Raw genomic sequence first — 17,037 nt, 5'->3', positions numbered from 1 at the left:
TCCCCCGGCTCAGGGCTACTTCTTGTTCTCGACCGCGTGACCGCCGAACTGGTTGCGCAGAGCGGCGATCATCTTCATCTGGGGGGAGTCGTCCTGGCGGGACGCGAACCGAGCGAACAGCGCCGCGGTGATCGCGGGCAGCGGCACCGCGTGGTTGATCGCCGCTTCCACAGTCCAGCGGCCCTCGCCGGAGTCCTGTGCATAACCCCGCAGCTTGTCCAGGTGCTCGTCCTCGTCCAGCGCGTTGACCGCGAGGTCGAGCAGCCAGGAACGGATGACCGTGCCCTCCTGCCAGGAGCGGAAGACCTCGCGTACGTCGGTGACCGAGTCGACCTTCTCCAGCAGCTCCCAGCCCTCGGCGTAGGCCTGCATCATCGCGTACTCGATGCCGTTGTGGACCATCTTCGCGAAGTGCCCGGCGCCGACCTTGCCCGCGTGGACCGAGCCGAAGTCGCCCTCGGGCTTGAGCGCGTCGAAGACCGGCTGCACGCGCTCGACATGGTCCTTGTGCCCCCCGTACATCAGCGCATAGCCGTTCTCCAGGCCCCACACACCGCCGGAGACACCGCAGTCGACAAAGCCGATTCCCTTGATGCCCAGCTCGACCGCATGCTTCTCGTCGTCCGTCCAGCGGGAGTTGCCGCCGTCGACCACCACGTCGCCGGGCTCCAGCAGCGCGGCCAGCTCGTCGATGGTGGACTGGGTCGCGGCACCCGCCGGAACCATCACCCACACCACGCGCGGGCCCTTGAGCTTGCCCACAAGCTCCTCAAGGCTGTGGACATCGGCGAGGTCCGGGTTGCGGTCATATCCGATGACGGTGTGGCCTGCGCGGCGGATGCGCTCACGCATGTTGCCGCCCATCTTGCCGAGACCGACGAGACCGAGCTCCATCAGAGATTCCTTAAGCGTTGTGTGCAGTTTCGTACCCGCGACCGAGCCTACGCCCGGACGCGGGTGCACACCTGTGGGGTCAGGCGCTCAGTCGCCGGGGCTCATCCGCTCAGGCGCACCGCCTTGTCGCGGGGGACAATCCCGGACCGCCGACCGAGCGGCCGAGCCCAACGCGCTTGTGTGCGTCAGCCCGAGAGGCGTACGGGCATGATCAGGTACTTGTACGCCTCGTCCGCCTCGGCATCCACCGCCGGCTTCCCACTCAGCAGCGCGGGCTTCGTCGAGGTGGTGAAGGAGAGCTGGGCCACCGGCGAGTCGATCGCGCTCAGACCGTCCAGCAGGAAGGTCGGGTTGAAGGCGATGGAGATGTCGTCACCCTCCAGCTGGGCGTCCACACGCTCCACAGCCTGTGCATCGTCGCTGGAACCGGCCTCCAGGATCAGCACGCCCTGCTCGAAGCTGAGCCGCACCGGGGTGTTCCGCTCGGCGACCAGCGCCACACGCTTGACGGCTTCGACGAAGGGCGCGGTCTCAATGACCGCGATGGAGTTGAACTCGGTGGGGAACAGCGTCCGGTACTTCGGCAGATCGCCCTCGAGCAGCCGGGTCGTGGTCCGCCGCCCGGCGCCTTCGAAACCGATGAGCCCCTCGCCCGCACCGGAGCCGGAAAGCGCCAGCGTGACCGTGTCACCGCTGGTGAGTGCCTTGGCGGTGTCCAGCAGCGTCTTGGCGGGCACCAGCGCGACGGCGGACGCCTCCGGGTTCTCCGGCTTCCACAGGAACTCGCGGACCGCGAAGCGGTAGCGGTCGGTGGAGGCCAGCGTGACGGTGTCGCCCTCGATCTCGATGCGTACGCCGGTGAGCACGGGCAGCGTGTCGTCGCGGCCCGCGGCGATGGCCACCTGGGCGGCGGCGGAGGCGAAGACCTCACCGGGCACGGTGCCGGTCGCGGTCGGCATCTGCGGCAGGGCCGGGTACTCCTCCACAGGCAGGGTGTGGAGTGTGAATCGCGAGGAGCCGCAGACCACGGTCGCCCGTACACCGTCTGTGGAAATCTCCACCGGACGGTTGGGCAGGGCGCGGCAGATGTCGGCGAGGAGCCGGCCGGAGACGAGCACGGTGCCGTCCTCGTCCACCTCCGCCTCCACGGAGACTCGCGCCGAGACCTCGTAGTCGAAGCTCGAGAAGCTGACAGCGCCGTCCTCCGCCTTCAGCAGAAGGCCCGCAAGTACGGGCGCCGGCGGACGGGCCGGAAGGCTGCGGGCCACCCAGGCCACCGCCTCCGCGAGTACATCGCGCTCCACCCGGATCTTCACCGGAACCGCCTCCTGCTGTTGCTGGCTCGCCCTTGCTGGCCTTCGTCGTCGGCTGTGTCGCCGGGGACCAGTCTGACGCACGGCACCGACAGTCGGTGCGGGTCGGGGTCAAGTCGTGGCAAGAGGTGTCGGGCGCTCCCGGCTCGAGTTGTGCACAGGGCCTTCTTCGAAGCGAATTTCCCGGTAACTCTAAGTGGGAGTAGTAGTAGGGCCTGTGGAAACCGTGGATAACCCCGTTTGCGCAGGTCAGACCCATTTTTTTGTCCACTGGACCTGTGGGTGGAGCCGGTGGACAACCCGGTGTTTCTGTGGATGCCGGAAAGTTCTGCACATCCGATGCACAGACCCGGGGGACTTCTCCCCAGTGCTGTCCCCAGCTTTACCCACGTTCCCCACAGCCCAACCGACCACGTTGGTGTGACGCCTTTCACTCGACGCGGTGAGCCCGGGTGTTTCGTTGCCGAACAGTGGACAGGGGTGTGGAGAAGCTGTGGGCAACGCGGCACTGCCTGTGGGCCACCGGTGGACAACCTTGAACACGCCCTGTGGACGGTTTCGGTGTCCACAGACTGTGGAGCACGGTTGGCCACAAATCCACAACCGGCTGACCTGGCGTGATGAAGTTTCAGCAACCGCCCTTGTGGATGCAATCTGGACAACTTCCCAGTCCCCAGGCTGTGGATGGAAGACCTTCCTCAGATCTGTGGAGAACACCTTCCCGTCGCCGCGGATTCGAACAGCGGACATCAGCGGGACAGGCTGGGGACGACGAAGGGCGCCCAGGGACTTGAGTCCCGGGGCGCCCTCGACGGTCTCTTGGTCGGCCGCGTCGGCCGCTTCAGTCGCTCGCGTCAGCCGTTCTTGATGCGGTTGGTGAGCTCGGTGACCTGGTTGTAGATGGAGCGCCGCTCCGCCATCAGCGCGCGGATCTTGCGGTCCGCGTGCATCACGGTCGTGTGGTCGCGGCCGCCGAACTGTGCGCCGATCTTCGGCAGCGACAGATCGGTGAGCTCGCGGCAGAGATACATCGCGATCTGGCGGGCCGTCACCAGCACCCGGCTGCGCGAGGATCCGCAGAGATCCTCCACCGTCAGACCGAAGTAGTCGGCGGTCGAGGCCATGATTGCGCTCGCGGTGATCTCGGGAGCCGCATCCTCCCCGCCCGGGATCAGGTCCTTGAGCACGATCTCGGTGAGCCCGAGGTCCACCGGCTGCCGGTTGAGCGACGCGAACGCTGTCACCCGGATCAGCGCGCCCTCCAGCTCGCGGATGTTGCGAGAAATCCGGGAGGCGATGAACTCCAGCACCTCCGGCGGAGCGTTGAGCTGCTCCTGCACCGCCTTCTTACGGAGGATCGCGATGCGCGTCTCCAGCTCCGGCGGCTGTACGTCGGTGGTCAGCCCCCACTCGAAGCGGTTGCGCAGGCGGTCCTCCAGCGTCATCAGCTGCTTGGGCGGCCGGTCCGAGGAGAGCACGATCTGCTTGTTGGCGTTGTGGAGCGTATTGAAGGTGTGGAAGAACTCCTCCTGCGTCGACTCTTTGCTCGCCAGGAACTGGATGTCGTCGACCAGCAGGATGTCCACATCGCGGTAGCGCTTGCGGAACGTGTCGCCCTTGCCGTCGCGGATCGAGTTGATGAACTCGTTGGTGAACTCCTCCGAGCTCACATACCGCACCCGCGTGCCGGGGTAGAGACTGCGCGCGTAGTGCCCGATGGCATGCAGCAGGTGCGTCTTGCCGAGCCCCGACTCCCCATAGATGAACAGGGGGTTGTACGCCTTCGCCGGTGCCTCGGCGACCGCGACCGCAGCCGCATGCGCGAACCGGTTGGACGCACCGATGACGAAGGTGTCGAAGAGGTACTTCGGGTTGAGGCGGGCATGCGGCTCACCGGGGCCGGGCGCCGGTGAGGGCTGTGCGCCGAGCGGTCCGGTCGCTCCAGGGCCGGTGCCGCGGTGCGGGGACTGGTCGGGAAGTTCGTGGCGTTCCGGGCGCCGCTGCTCGTACTGTGCCCGCTCGGGCGGCTGCGGCTGCCGGTAGTCGTGCTGGGGAGGGCGCGGCCGGGCGGTGGCGTAGGGCTCTCGCCATTGGTCGGCGGACGGGTCCCGGTCCTGGAAGCCGCCGAGCCGGGGCTGCTGCCAGGAGAGGTCCTCCTGAGTACGCGGCCACGCGCCGGGTTCCGGGCGCTGCTGCTGATACTCGGGATAGGCGGGGCGCACATCCGGCAGTCCGTCGTCGGCGGGGGGCCGGCGCCCGTAACTGTCGTAGGGGTCGTTCTGCCGCTCGTCGTGCTGCGGCCCCTGATAACGGGGGGCCTGCTGCTGGGCGGGAGGCGCCTGCTGCGAAGGCGGAGGCTCGCCTGCGGAGTCGTCCACCGTGATCGCGATCCGGATCGGGCGGCCGCACTCACGGCTGAGGGTCTCGCTGATCAGCGGGGCGAGCCGGCCCTCGAGGACACGCTTGCCCCATTCATTGGGTACGGCGAGAAGCGCGGTGTCGGCCACCAGTGCCAGAGGCTGGCAGCGCTCGATCCACTGCTTGTCCTTCGGCTCGATGCCCTGCTGGCCCTCTGCAAGGAGCTGTTCCAGCACTCGTGGCCACACTGCGGCAAGATCGGCAGGTACATCAGCCACAAGGCACGCTCTCTCGCAGGTCCCACGAATGTGTGGTTCTCGGGACGGGATGGGAAGACAGGCAGGAAAGGAATTCAAGTTCAGCCACGGTAGTCAGGGCGACCCGCGCGGTTCAAGTTGTTGTCCACAGCCTGTGCACAGTGGACCACGCCCTGGCCCTGGTTTGACCGGATGGCGTAGCCGCGCGTACCGTAACCAGGTCGAGTTGTCGATGGCTGCTGCCGCCTGCCTCCGATGGGCAAAGATCACGGTCTGTGATCGTGAAGCGGTGCACTCGGGCGTAAACGCGAGCTACTCGTGGGCGCACGGTGACAGCCAGGCGATGTCCCGCCACCACACAATCATTTCTGGAGCCCCCGAGTGAGCAAGCGCACCTTCCAGCCGAACAACCGTCGTCGCGCCAAGACCCACGGCTTCCGCCTGCGGATGCGCACCCGTGCCGGCCGCGCGATTCTCGCGAACCGCCGTGGCAAGGGTCGCGCCAGCCTGTCCGCCTGATCGCGTACAGGTCATGACGTGCTGCCTACCGAGAATCGGCTGAGGCGGCGCGAGGACTTCGCGACCGCGGTACGCCGAGGACGCCGGGCCGGCCGCCCGCTCCTCGTCGTCCATCTACGCAGCGGTGCAACGGACCCGCACGCGCCTGGGGAGAGCGCTCCCCCGACGTGTGCGGGTTTCGTTGTAAGCAAGGCCGTGGGTGGGGCAGTCGTCCGCAACAAGGTCAAGCGGAGACTGCGCCACCTCATGCGCGACCGACTCGCCGAGCTGCCCCCCGGTAGCCTGGTGGTCGTACGGGCGCTGCCCGGTGCGGGCGACGCCGACCATGCACAGCTGGCCCGAGACCTGGATGCCGCTCTCCAGCGGCTGCTGGGAGGGGGCGCTCGATGAAGTACCCGCTGCTGGCTCTGATCAAGCTGTACCAGTGGACGATCAGCCCACTGCTGGGGCCTGTCTGCAGGTACTACCCGTCCTGCTCGCACTACGGATACACGGCCATCGACCGGCACGGCGCGATCAAGGGCACAGCACTGACCGCCTGGCGCATCCTGCGGTGCAACCCGTGGTCGCCGGGTGGTGTGGACCATGTGCCGCCGCGGAAGCGACCGCGGTGGCACGAAATGCTGCGCGACGCCTTGCGTGGCAGCAAGGGCGGGCACTCCGCCGCCGATGTGCAGCCCCGGGGATCGACCCCCGAACCCCCGAGTCCGGCAGCAGAGACCTCGCCCAATGCTCAAGGAGCCTGATTAGTGGACACGATTGCCAGTCTCTTCAGCTTTATCACCACACCTGTTTCGTGGGTCATCGTCCAGTTCCACACGCTCTATGGGGCGATCTTCGGCCCCAACACGGGCTGGGCCTGGGGACTGTCCATCGTGTCGCTGGTGATCCTCATTCGGATCTGTCTGATCCCGCTCTTTGTGAAGCAGATCAAGTCGACCCGGAACATGCAGGCGCTCCAGCCGAAGATGAAGGCGATCCAGGAGCGCTACAAGAGCGACAAGCAGCGTCAGTCCGAAGAGATGATGAAGCTGTACAAGGAGACGGGCACCAATCCGCTCTCCTCGTGCCTTCCGATCCTCGCGCAGTCGCCGTTCTTCTTCGCCCTGTACCACGTGCTCTCCAGCATCGCCTCGGGCAAGACCATCGGCGTCATCAATGAATCGCTGCTGGACAGCGCGCGTCAGGCGCACATCTTCGGTGCCCCGCTCGCCTCGAAGTTCACGGACAGCCCGGAGAAGGTCGCTGCTCTCGGCGCCACGCTGACGGATGTGCGCATTGTCACCGCGATCATGATCGTGATGATGTCGGCGTCGCAGTTCTACACGCAGCGCCAGCTGATGCAGAAGAACGTCGACCTGACGGTCAAAACGCCGTACATGCAGCAGCAGAAGATGCTGATGTACATCTTCCCGGTCATCTTCGCCGTGATGGGCATCAACTTCCCCGTCGGTGTCCTCGTCTACTGGCTGACCACCAACGTGTGGACCATGGGCCAGCAGATGTACGTGATCAACCAGAACCCGACGCCGGGCAGCAAGGCCCAGGACCACTACCTGCAGCGGCTCCTGAAGAGCATCACCACCCAGAACGAGGTCAAGTCGCGCCGCAAGCGCAACGTCATCCAGGCGATCGTGGCCAAGGGCTCGGACCGCAACGAGAACGAGCGTCGCTTCATCACCGGCCTGGCCAAGGCGGGCCTCGCTGCTCAGGCGGACGGCACGGTGTCCAAGAGCGACACCGCTGTCGCCGAGGCCGAGGGCGGAGCGGCGCAGAGGCGGCAGCAGCCCAAGCGGCAGTCCAAGGCGCAACGTCAGTCCGCCAGTGCCCAGCAGGGCACGGACAAGAGCCCTGAAGACGCTGACGCCAAGCCTTCGCTGCAGAAGGACGCGCCTCAGGACGCGCACCCGAAGCCGGCGGGGAAGCCCGCCTCGGGCTCCGCGCGCCAGCAGCCCAAGTCCGGTCAGCGCAAGGGCCAGCAGCGCCCCAAGCACCCGTCGTCCAAGAAGTAATAAGAAGGAGTCCATCCGTGACGGAAGGCACCATCTCCGCCGCCGCCGAGGGTGGCGACACCCTGACCCGCCTTGAGCAGGAAGGGGAGATCGCGGCCGACTACCTCGAGGGTCTGCTCGACATCGCCGATCTCGACGGCGACATCGACATGGACGTCGAGGCCGACCGAGCCGCGGTCTCGATCATCAGTGAAGCGGGCAGCCGGGATCTGCAGAAGCTTGTCGGTCGTGACGGCGAGGTCCTGGAGGCTCTCCAGGAGCTGACGCGGCTCGCTGTGCACCGGGAGACCGGGGATCGCAGCCGGCTGATGCTCGATATTGCGGGTTTCCGGGCCAAGAAGCGCACAGAGCTTGCCGAGCTCGGTGCCAAGGCCGCCGACGAGGTGAAGAGCACCGGTGAGCCGGTGAAGCTGAACCCGATGACGCCCTTCGAGCGCAAGGTCGTGCACGACGCGGTTGCGGCCGCGGGTCTGCGCAGTGAGTCCGAGGGCGAGGAGCCGCAGCGCTTCGTCGTCGTACTCCCTGCCTGACCCTCATCGTTTCCTCGGCCCCGTCTGTTCGCAGGCGGGGCCGATCTTTGTCAGCCTGATAGTCAGCCACCACAGTCCACATTGCGACAGTGCGGTACGGAAGGACGGTTCCCGTGACGGAGCCAGCAGAGCTTCCCCAGGCGCCAGAAGTGGCGCGGACGGTATTCGGCGAGTTCTTTCCGGAGGCCGTGCGGTATGCGGAGCTGCTCGCGGATGCCGGAGTCAAGCGTGGCCTGATCGGTCCCCGTGAGGTGCCGCGGCTGTGGGAGCGGCATCTGCTGAACTGTGCGGTGCTCTCGGAGGTCGTGCCGGCGGGCGTCACGGTCTGCGATGTGGGCTCGGGGGCGGGACTGCCCGGCATTCCGCTCGCGCTGGTGCGCCCCGATCTGAAGATCACGCTCCTTGAGCCGCTTCTGCGGCGGACGAACTTCCTCCAGGAGGTGGTCGAGCTGCTGGGCCTGGACCATGTGAGCGTGGTCCGGGGCCGTGCCGAAGAAGTACTGGGCACGCTGTCCCCAGTCCATGTGGTGACGGCGCGGGCCGTGGCCCCGCTGGACCGGTTGGCGGGCTGGGGAGTGCCCCTGCTGCGTCCGTACGGAGAGATGCTGGCGCTGAAGGGCGACACTGCGGAGGAGGAGATTCAGGGGGCCAGGGCCGCGCTGAGCAAGCTCGGTGTGGTGGAGACCTCGGTGCTGCATGTCGGGGAAGGGTTGGTCGATCCGCTGTCCACTGTGGTGCGCGTAGAGGTCGGGGAGAGCCCTGGCGGAGTGCGTTTTGCGGCGAAGCGGGCCAAGGCCGCCCGAACCAGCCGAACCCGTCGGCGTCGCTGATCCACAGTTCGTACTGTCTATCAGCGATGCTCCATACAAGCTTCCATACGTACGCAATTCGGAGTGTCGAGCGACTGTAGGGATGCGGCGCGTGCATCGTGTTTCACGTGAAACATCGCTCACTGCTGCAGGGAATCATCAGCCGCGGCCGTGCTGCCGCCCCGCTGCGGGACCGCAAGCCCCTACTGAGGGCTACGGAATTATCCACAGATGTGGATTCATCCACAGAACCACGGGCCTCGCTGGTTCACGACCCCGAAAGCATGGCAGGCTCTGTTCATTGCGAGCCTGAAGTCGAGGAGAGTGAATCCTTGCGGTCCGACGCCAACATCGCGGGACCGATGACCGATCCGGTCCCCGGTCCCCGTACCGAGTCGTCGGGGGAGGATGTTTCACGTGAAACACCGCCCCCGATGGACGACACCCCCATTGGCCGTGCTGCCCAGCTGGCCGTGGAGGCGCTGGGGCGTGCCGGTGAGGGTCTTCCCCGACCTGAGCAGACACGCGTCATGGTCGTGGCCAACCAGAAGGGCGGCGTAGGGAAGACCACCACCACGGTCAATCTCGCCGCCTCGCTCGCGCTGCACGGCGCGCGCGTCCTGGTGGTCGATCTGGATCCACAGGGCAACGCCTCCACGGCGCTGGGGATCGATCACCACGCCGAAGTCCCCTCGATCTATGACGTCCTGGTGGAGAGCAAGCCGCTCTCCGAGGTGGTCCAACCGGTCCCGGACGTCGAAGGCCTCTTCTGCGCCCCCGCCACCATCGATCTCGCCGGTGCGGAGATCGAGCTGGTATCGCTGGTGGCGCGGGAGAGCCGACTGCAGCGGGCCATCCAGGCCTATGAGCAGCCACTGGACTACATCCTCATCGACTGCCCGCCGTCGCTCGGTCTGCTGACCGTCAATGCGCTGGTCGCCGGTGCGGAAGTGCTCATCCCCATCCAGTGCGAGTACTACGCGCTGGAGGGGCTGGGACAGCTGCTGAGGAACGTGGATCTGGTGCGCGGGCATCTCAACCCCACGCTGCATGTCTCGACGATTCTGCTCACCATGTACGACGGCAGAACCCGGCTCGCTTCGCAGGTGGCGGACGAGGTGCGCAGCCACTTCGGCGACGAGGTGCTGCGGACGAGCATCCCGCGCTCGGTGCGTATTTCGGAGGCGCCGAGCTACGGGCAGACGGTGCTCACCTACGATCCGGGTTCCAGCGGATCGCTGTCGTATCTTGAGGCGGCTCGTGAAATCGCCCTGCGTGGGGTCGGGATCCACTACGACCCGCAGCAGGGCCATGTGGGCAGCCAGAACAGCCAGCAGAACATCTCGGAGGGGATCCAGTGAGCGAGCGACGTAGAGGATTGGGGCGTGGGCTCGGTGCCCTGATCCCTGCCGCTCCCCAGGAGAAGCAGGTGCCCCCTGCTGGGGCTTCCAGCTCTCCGGGAGCGGCTCCGGTACTGACGGCGGAACGGGGGGTGGCAGCCGCCAAGGTGACAACGCTTCCGGCAGCCGCTGCCTCGCCCGAGGCGATCACGCCCGCGCCGGAGCCGGAGGCGGCATCGCCCACGGAGCCGGCCAGCGCGCACTTTGCCGAGCTGCCGCTCGACGCCATTACGCCCAACCCGCGCCAGCCGCGTGAGGTCTTCGACGAGGACGCTCTTGCCGAACTGGTTACTTCCATCAAGGAAGTGGGTCTTCTCCAGCCCGTCGTCGTTCGGCAGCTGGGGCCGGAGCGCTATGAGCTCATCATGGGCGAGCGCCGCTGGCGGGCCTGCCGTGAGGCCGCTCTGGAGCGGATCCCCGCGATCGTCCGGCACACGGACGACGAAAAGCTTCTCCTGGACGCGCTGCTGGAGAATCTGCACCGCGCGCAGTTGAATCCGCTGGAAGAGGCTGCCGCCTACGACCAGCTCCTGAAGGACTTCAACTGCACGCATGACCAGCTGGCCGACCGGATCGGACGCTCGCGTCCGCAGGTCTCCAACACACTGCGTCTGCTGCGTCTGTCGCCCCCCGTCCAGCGCAGGGTCGCCGCAGGGGTGCTCTCGGCCGGTCATGCGCGGGCGCTGCTCTCGGTCGAGGACTCCGAGGAGCAGGACAGGTTGGCACACAGGATCGTGGCCGAGGGGCTCTCGGTCCGAGCGGTCGAAGAGATCGTGACGCTGATCAACTCGAACCCGAAGAGCACGTCCAAGCCGAAGAGCCCCCGTGCCGGTGCCCGGCTGTCGCCTGCTCTGACGGACCTGGCCTCACGTCTCTCCGACCGCTTCGAGACCCGAGTGAAGGTCGACCTCGGCCAGAAGAAGGGAAAGATCGTCGTCGAGTTCGCCTCGATAGACGATCTGGAGCGGATTCTCGGCACCCTCGCACCTGGCGAGGGTCGGGTCCTGGAGAAGGGTCTCGCTGAGGAGCCCGAGGACGACGAGGTCTGAGGCTTCGGGACGAAAGGAAAGGGCGGGTCGTGTCCGGTGGGTTGACCGGATACGACCCGCCCTTTGCTGTAGGGCGGTACCCGTGCCGGGGCTGGGTGGATACGATGCGTTCTGGTATGGCGCATCCACCTTGATCCACCTCAGAGGGAGGGCGAGGGCATGCGAACGGTGAGCCGCAGCCAACTGGTGACAGCAGGCTTGGGCCTTGGGGCAGTCGGAGGTTTCATCAGCAGCCTGCTCCAGGAGCGGAGCGCGCTGGCAGCTGCTCGTGGAGCGGCGGGTGAAGGAAGCGAGGAACAGCCTTCATGGGGCGTCGGCTTGTACCGCTCACGCTGGACAACCTTTCGGACCTTCCCAAGCGTTGTCGTGCGTGCGTCTTCTGGGAGCTTGATCCGGTCAGTGGAGAAGCCGCGGTAAAAGCGGGAACTCCCGAGCTTGAGAAAGAGGCCTGGATCTCTGCCGTGCTGCTCGAATGGGGTTCCTGCGGCCGGGTTGTCTATGTCGACGATGTGCCGGTCGGCTTCGTGCTCTATGCGCCTCCGGCCTATGTGCCACGGTCCACGGCCTTCCCGACGAGCCCCGTTTCTCCTGACGCTGTCCAGCTGATGACCGCCTGGATCAGCCCGGGGTATCAAGGACAGGGGCTCGGCAGGGTCATCGTGCAGACGGTGGCCAAGGACCTCTTGCGACGTGGCTTCCGAGCGATCGAGGCATTCGGCGATGCCCGCTGGAAGGAGCCTGCCTGTGTGCTGCCCGCCGAGCATCTTCTGGCCGTCGGCTTCAAAACGGTGCGTCCGCATCCGACGTACCCACGGCTGAGACTGGAGCTGCGGACCACGCTCTCCTGGAAGGAAGATGTGGAGCTGGCGCTGGACCGGCTGCTCGGCGCGGTACAGAAGGAGCCCGCTCTGAGGCCCCTGTGAGACTCCGAACGCGAGAATGGGCTCATCCCCCCAGGGGATGAGCCCATTTGTGTTTCACGTGAAACAGCGAAGCCCGTGACTACTCGCCGATGAAGCCCTCAAGATCGCGGACGATCGCGGCCTTCGGCTTGGCGCCGACGATCGTCTTGGCGACCTCACCGTGCTGGTAGACGTTCAGCGTCGGAATGGACATGACGCCGTACTTGGCTGCCGTGGCCGGGTTCTCGTCGATGTTGAGCTTTACGATCTCGATCTTGTCACCGTGCTCGGCAGCAATTGCCTCGAGGGACGGAGCGATCTGGCGGCACGGGCCGCACCAGGCGGCCCAGAAGTCGACCAGTACGGGCTTGTCGCTCTTGAGGACGTCCTCTTCGAAGGATGCGTCGGTCACGTTCTTCAGGGCGCCGGCCACGGCGGCCTCCTTGTTTCTTTAAGCGGGTGAGAGGGGGATGGTGCGCAGGAGTCAGACCGCGGGGGTCTTTTCCAGCTCTGCCGCCTTCTCGCCGTCGGCGAGAGCGGCGAGGTAACGCTCGGCGTCGAGAGCGGCGGAGCAGCCGGTGCCGGCAGCGGTGATGGCCTGACGGTAGGTGTGGTCGACGACGTCACCCGCGGCGAACACGCCGCTGAGGTTGGTGCGCGTCGACGGCGCATCGACCTTCAGGTAGCCGTCGTCGTCCAGGTCGAGCTGGCCCTTGAAGAGCTCGGTCCGCGGGTCGTGGCCCACGGCGATGAACAGCCCGGTGACGGGGAGCGCAGAGGTCTCACCGGTCTTGGTGTTGCGCAGGGTCAGACCGGTCAGCTTCTGGTCACCGTGGATCTCCGCGACCTCGCTGTGCCAGGCGAAGGAGATCTTCGGGTCGGCGAAGGCACGGTCCTGCATGGCCTTGGAGGCGCGCAGGGTGTCACGGCGGTGGACGATGGTGACGGACTTGGCGAACCGGGAGAGGAAGGTTGCCTCCTCCATCGCCGTGTCACCGCCGCCGATCACGGCGATGTCCTGGTCCTTGAAGAAGAACCCGTCGCAGGTTGCGCACCAGGAGACGCCGCGTCCGGAGAGCGCGTCCTCGTTCGGCAGGCCGAGCTTGCGGTGCTGGGAGCCGGTGGTGACGATGACGGCCTTGGCCCGGTGGATGGTGCCCGCGGTGTCGGTGACGGTCTTGATCTCGCCGCTGAGGTCGACCGAGACGACGTCGTCCGGCACCAGTTCAGCGCCGAAGCGCTCGGCCTGGGCGCGCATGTTGTCCATCAGGTCGGGGCCCATGATGCCGTCGCGGAAACCAGGGAAGTTCTCCACATCGGTCGTGTTCATCAGCGCACCGCCTGCGGTGACGGCACCCTCGAAGACCAGCGGCTGCAGCGATGCGCGCGCCGTATAAAGCGCCGCCGTGTAGCCGGCCGGCCCGGAGCCGATGATGATCACGTTACGAACGTCGCTCACGGGTTTCTTCCTCGTCTCTGCGGACTGCGTGCTGCCTACTGGGCCGGGTCAATGACTCTCACCCCACCCAACGGATCCTACGGGGCTTGCATTCCCGGGATGCCCGAGCGACGCAGTGGTGTGTGTCAGCGGCGAGGATAGGTGTTCGTCAGCAGGAGTTTTCCCGTGGCCGCGGGCGCCGTGTCGACACATGCGGCGTCGATCACATAGGCCTGAACCTGCTTACTGTCCGTGGCGTGCGGGAGCACGACGAGGTAGGCGTTGTCACCTTTGTACTCGCCCCGCTCGAAGGCGATCGGGGACTCGGTCCGGCCGGTGCCCTTCTGGATGCAGGGTGGCACCGCCGGGCGCTCCAGCGTCCGGGGTGAGGCAGGACTGGCATGGCCTTCGATGGACGGGCCCTTCTCGATCCGCTGCTCCGGCTGACCGGAGCTGGTGGCGAGCAGTGCCTGTACGCGGTTCTGGAGGCCGGACGCGGAGAAATCCTGGGAGTCTCCTGTTGCTGAGCTGACGCTGGCGTCCTTCTTTGCCGAGTCGGCGCTGTTCCCACCGGTGGGCTGCAGCGACTGGAGGAGCAGGACGCTCATGCCGACCGCGGCCGCGCCGAGGACGGCGCCCAGCACAGTTTTGCGGCGGTGTGGCACCTTGCGGCTGCGGCCCGGGCCTGTGGCAGCACGCGCGTGGCCTGCTGGACGGTCGGCAGGGGTGGTCTCGGACGGCTGTAGGGAGGGCGATGTTTCACGTGAAACATGTGCCGCTTCCTCGGGCGTGGTCGCGTTCAGGAGAGCCTCAGCGGCCAGAGCGGCATCGATGCGGCCTGCGACATCGGCGGGCATCCGATGGGCTCCGGGCAGTGTGCCGAGCAGCCCGCGGATCTCTTCGAGGGACGCCCGTACATCGGCGCACAGGGGACAGCTGTCAAGATGCTCCCGTACCTCGGCAGTTCGGGACGGGGAGAGGAGACCTTCGGTCAGGTCGGAGATTTCTGAGACGTCCGGATGCTGAGTCGTGTCGGCCGTGGAAGTCACGCGCGCCCACCTCCGCCCTTCACAGCTGCAGGATCACTCGTCCCTGCGTTCTCTTGCCCCGACTCCGGTGGGACGGATGTCCCCGGCGTCCGGTTCCTTCCCATGCCGAGCTGCGGGTTATCCCCTGCATCACCGCGCAGATGGGTGAGCATGGGCAACAGCCGCGCCCGACCGCGAGCGCACCGGCTCTTCACGGTCCCGGTCGGCACGTCGAGGACGCGCGCAGCCTCCGCCACTGGATAGCCCTGCATGTCCACCAGCACCAGGGCGGCCCGCTGGTCGACGGGGAGCTTTGCCAGGGCAGCGAGGAGTTCGCGGTGCAGATCCTGACGCTCAGCCGGTGCCTCGGCGGACTCATGAGGTTCGAGGAGCTGCTCCAGTCGCTCGGTGTCGTCGACGGGAGAGGTCTTCCGTGAGGCCGCCTTGCGTGCCCGGTCCAGACACGCATTGATGGTGATGCGGTGGAGCCAGGTGGTGACGGCGGACTGGCCACGGAAGGTGTGGGCGGCCCGGAAGGCGGACACCAGGGCGTCCTGGACCGCGTCCGCGGCTTCCTCGCGGTCTCCCAGCGTGCGCAGGGCAACAGCCCAGAGCCTGTCGCGGTGTCGCCGTACGAGCTCACCGAAGGCATCCGGGTCCCCCGCGACATGGCGAGCCAGAAGATCCTGGTCGCTCGTGTCGCCGAGTGTCGCGTCGTCCAACGGTGAGCCCCCTCCCCTGGTGCCGTCAGCTGGTGATCTTGATCTCCGATACCTTGCCCCGCCAGTCGCCGTCGCCGCTCGGCGGCAGCTTGGTCAGCCAGAGCAGAACGTATCGCGTCTGTACCGGCTTGCCGGGCTTGAGGGACACATTTGCCCCGGTCCCGGCAGAGACCTTGGTGAACCCGTCGAACGTCGCCGGCTCCGCCGTGGTTCCTTCGGGTGCGGCCCGAAGTTCTACGGATGTCTCGCCGCCAAGGAATGAGACATCCACAGTGCCGACCTGCTGGACCTTGCCCAGGTCCAGAATGATGCCGACGCCGGCCTTCAGGTTGCCGAAGTTCGAGGACTTGTAGCCATCGGTGTTCCAGTAACTGGTCGGGTCGTTGTCGTAACTGTTCTTGACCCCGGCGGGCTTCTCGGAGTGATCCTGGCCGAAGGGGTCGAAGTCGCGGGCTCCGGCGATGGCGACCGGCTTGCCGGACTTGTCGTCGTCGGTGTTGTTCTCACCGCTGTTCGACTGCGACGTACCCGGATCGACCGGGTCCTTCTCACGGTCGATGAGCTTGTCGGCGATCTGCCAGCTGCCGAGTCCCAGCGCCGCGATGAGCAACGCGGCCACGGTCCACTTGAGGACCTTGCCGGTGCGGCTCTGGAGCGGCGCCGGTGGGGTTGCCACCGGCTGGGGTGCCGTGGGGCCGGGACGTGCCGCAGGACGGCCGTACGTGCCCTGCTGGTACGTGGTCCGCTGGTACTCGGGCGGGGAGGTGAACGCGGGCTCCGGCGGCCGGATGCGGGGCATCGCGGCGACGGCCGTGGCCAGTTCGTCGGGCGTGGTGCAGGGCGGCTCTTGGCGGGATGCCGTGGCGCCGTCGTTGACCAGGGCGCGCATGGCGAGCTCGGAGAGCCCGCGGTGCACCCCGGCCCGTACCTGGTCGGGAGAGAGGAGCCCAACGCCCTTGGGCAGGCCGGACAGTCCGTACGCGTCGTTCTCGTACGGCCAGCGCTGGGTCAGCGCGGCGTAGAGGAGGGCGCCGATCGCCTCGGTGTCGGTGCGCTGCGGCCGGTCGGCGGTGATTCCGCGCAGGGCGGCGTTCACCGCGAGGCCGCGGATGCGGTACTGGCCGGTCGAACTCCGCAGCACCGCGCCCGGGGTGAGCCTGAGGTGTGCCAGCCCTTCACGATGCGCCGCGGCCATCGCCTGGGAGAGCTGGTCGACGAGCTGGTACGCGTCGTGCGGCTCCATGGGTCCCATGGCGAGCAGCGCGGTGAGCTCTGTCGCGTCCGGAAGCCACTCGTGGACGACGTAGACGAGGTCGTTCTCCTCGACGGCGTCCAGGACCTGTACGAAGCGGGGGTCGCCGAGAAGCGCCGACGAGCGGGCCGCCGCGAGCACGGAACGGGCCCGTGGGTGATCGGCGGGGAGCAGATGGACGCCGACGGCGCGGCGCAATTTCTCGTCGACCGCACGCCAACTGCTGAAACCGTCCAGACGGGTGACGCACTCCTCGAGCCGATAGCGTCTGGCGAGCTTGTGACCACTGTGCAGTTCGGGCGTCGCGATGGTGGGATCGGTGTCCTGCCGTTCGCTGCCTGTGTCCGGTGCGGTCTTCTCCGCTGTTTCCTGGGATTCCGCCGCCCCGTCGGTCGTGGCCTTGCCCGCCTGCGCGGTCAGCGGATCGTCTCCGCTGTTGTCGGCCACGTCGACGGCAGCCGTGCTACGTTCCGCCACCGTCGTTCCTGCCTCCCCATCCGTTGCGCATATTCAACAGCCATGCCAATTGTGCCCACAGTCGGCCGCTATGCACG

Annotated in this window: 17 protein-coding genes; 9 read left to right on the top strand and 8 right to left on the bottom strand. The window is 66.9% G+C overall.

The features are described from left to right. Positions 1 to 15: 15 nt before the first annotated feature. The 3 genes from gnd to dnaA all read right to left on the bottom strand — a co-directional run bounded on the left by gnd (position 16) and on the right by dnaA (position 4,843). Positions 16 to 894: a phosphogluconate dehydrogenase (NAD(+)-dependent, decarboxylating) gene (gene gnd / locus ACI2LP_RS16030; RefSeq protein ID WP_404725127.1), complete on the bottom strand. Its 879-nt coding sequence runs from the start codon at positions 892 to 894 to the stop codon at positions 16 to 18. A 185-nt stretch (positions 895 to 1,079) separates the two neighbouring features. Then, a complete protein-coding gene (dnaN, locus tag ACI2LP_RS16025) occupies positions 1,080 to 2,210 on the bottom strand; it encodes a DNA polymerase III subunit beta (RefSeq protein WP_404725126.1) in 1,131 nt (376 codons plus the stop codon). Positions 2,211 to 3,061: 851 nt separating this feature from the next. Continuing rightward, positions 3,062 to 4,843, bottom strand: a complete 1,782-nt coding sequence (gene dnaA / locus ACI2LP_RS16020) for a chromosomal replication initiator protein DnaA (RefSeq protein WP_404725125.1) — start codon at positions 4,841 to 4,843, stop codon at positions 3,062 to 3,064. Positions 4,844 to 5,203: 360 nt separating this feature from the next. Here dnaA and rpmH point away from each other — a divergent pair, with 360 nt between their 5' ends. From rpmH to ACI2LP_RS15975, 9 genes are all read left to right on the top strand, one after another. Further along, a complete protein-coding gene (gene rpmH, locus ACI2LP_RS16015) occupies positions 5,204 to 5,341 on the top strand; it encodes a 50S ribosomal protein L34 (RefSeq protein ID WP_006381191.1) in 138 nt (45 codons plus the stop codon). Between the two features lie 18 nt (positions 5,342 to 5,359). Then, entirely contained in the window at positions 5,360 to 5,731 is a 372-nt protein-coding gene (gene rnpA, locus ACI2LP_RS16010) for a ribonuclease P protein component (RefSeq protein WP_360867113.1), read from the top strand. Then, positions 5,728 to 6,087: a membrane protein insertion efficiency factor YidD gene (yidD, locus tag ACI2LP_RS16005; RefSeq protein ID WP_404725124.1), complete on the top strand. Its 360-nt coding sequence runs from the start codon at positions 5,728 to 5,730 to the stop codon at positions 6,085 to 6,087. Before rnpA ends, yidD begins: the two co-directional genes overlap by 4 nt. A gap of 3 nt (positions 6,088 to 6,090) precedes the next feature. Beyond that, entirely contained in the window at positions 6,091 to 7,353 is a 1,263-nt protein-coding gene (gene yidC, locus ACI2LP_RS16000) for a membrane protein insertase YidC (RefSeq protein WP_404725123.1), read from the top strand. 17 nt (positions 7,354 to 7,370) lie between these two features. Then, positions 7,371 to 7,883 carry a R3H domain-containing nucleic acid-binding protein gene (locus ACI2LP_RS15995; protein WP_360867122.1) on the top strand — a complete coding sequence of 171 codons (513 nt, stop codon included), beginning with the start codon at positions 7,371 to 7,373 and terminating at the stop codon, positions 7,881 to 7,883. Positions 7,884 to 7,996: 113 nt separating this feature from the next. Further along, on the top strand, positions 7,997 to 8,713 hold the full coding sequence (gene rsmG / locus ACI2LP_RS15990; RefSeq protein WP_404725122.1) for a 16S rRNA (guanine(527)-N(7))-methyltransferase RsmG: 717 nt from the start codon (positions 7,997 to 7,999) through the stop codon (positions 8,711 to 8,713). Positions 8,714 to 8,976: 263 nt separating this feature from the next. After that, positions 8,977 to 10,053 (top strand): ParA family protein, encoded by a 1,077-nt coding sequence (locus ACI2LP_RS15985; protein ID WP_404725121.1) that lies wholly within the window; start codon positions 8,977 to 8,979, stop codon positions 10,051 to 10,053. Next, complete coding sequence (locus ACI2LP_RS15980; protein WP_404725120.1) at positions 10,050 to 11,141, top strand: ParB/RepB/Spo0J family partition protein; 1,092 nt, start codon at positions 10,050 to 10,052, stop codon at positions 11,139 to 11,141. The genes ACI2LP_RS15985 and ACI2LP_RS15980 overlap by 4 nt, the downstream gene beginning before the upstream one ends. A gap of 305 nt (positions 11,142 to 11,446) precedes the next feature. After that, complete coding sequence (locus tag ACI2LP_RS15975; RefSeq protein WP_404725119.1) at positions 11,447 to 12,064, top strand: GNAT family N-acetyltransferase; 618 nt, start codon at positions 11,447 to 11,449, stop codon at positions 12,062 to 12,064. Positions 12,065 to 12,143: 79 nt separating this feature from the next. Here ACI2LP_RS15975 and trxA read toward each other — a convergent pair whose 3' ends face one another. The 5 genes from trxA to ACI2LP_RS15950 all read right to left on the bottom strand — a co-directional run bounded on the left by trxA (position 12,144) and on the right by ACI2LP_RS15950 (position 16,960). Further along, positions 12,144 to 12,476: a thioredoxin gene (trxA, locus tag ACI2LP_RS15970; protein ID WP_404725118.1), complete on the bottom strand. Its 333-nt coding sequence runs from the start codon at positions 12,474 to 12,476 to the stop codon at positions 12,144 to 12,146. Positions 12,477 to 12,527: 51 nt separating this feature from the next. Next, entirely contained in the window at positions 12,528 to 13,502 is a 975-nt protein-coding gene (trxB, locus tag ACI2LP_RS15965) for a thioredoxin-disulfide reductase (RefSeq protein WP_404725117.1), read from the bottom strand. Positions 13,503 to 13,627: 125 nt separating this feature from the next. Next, complete coding sequence (locus tag ACI2LP_RS15960) at positions 13,628 to 14,530, bottom strand: anti-sigma factor family protein (RefSeq protein ID WP_404725116.1); 903 nt, start codon at positions 14,528 to 14,530, stop codon at positions 13,628 to 13,630. Continuing rightward, positions 14,527 to 15,231, bottom strand: a complete 705-nt coding sequence (sigM, locus tag ACI2LP_RS15955) for an RNA polymerase sigma factor SigM (protein ID WP_404725115.1) — start codon at positions 15,229 to 15,231, stop codon at positions 14,527 to 14,529. The genes ACI2LP_RS15960 and sigM overlap by 4 nt, the downstream gene beginning before the upstream one ends. A gap of 25 nt (positions 15,232 to 15,256) precedes the next feature. Next, the gene (locus ACI2LP_RS15950; RefSeq protein WP_404725114.1) at positions 15,257 to 16,960 is read right to left on the bottom strand and encodes a serine/threonine protein kinase; all 1,704 of its coding nucleotides are present in this window, start codon (positions 16,958 to 16,960) and stop codon (positions 15,257 to 15,259) included. Positions 16,961 to 17,037 lie beyond the last annotated feature (77 nt).

The organism is Streptomyces sp. NPDC019890 (assembly GCF_044903445.1).
GTDB lineage: Bacteria > Actinomycetota > Actinomycetes > Streptomycetales > Streptomycetaceae > Streptomyces.
This window is presented reverse-complemented; position numbering and strand designations above follow the sequence as displayed.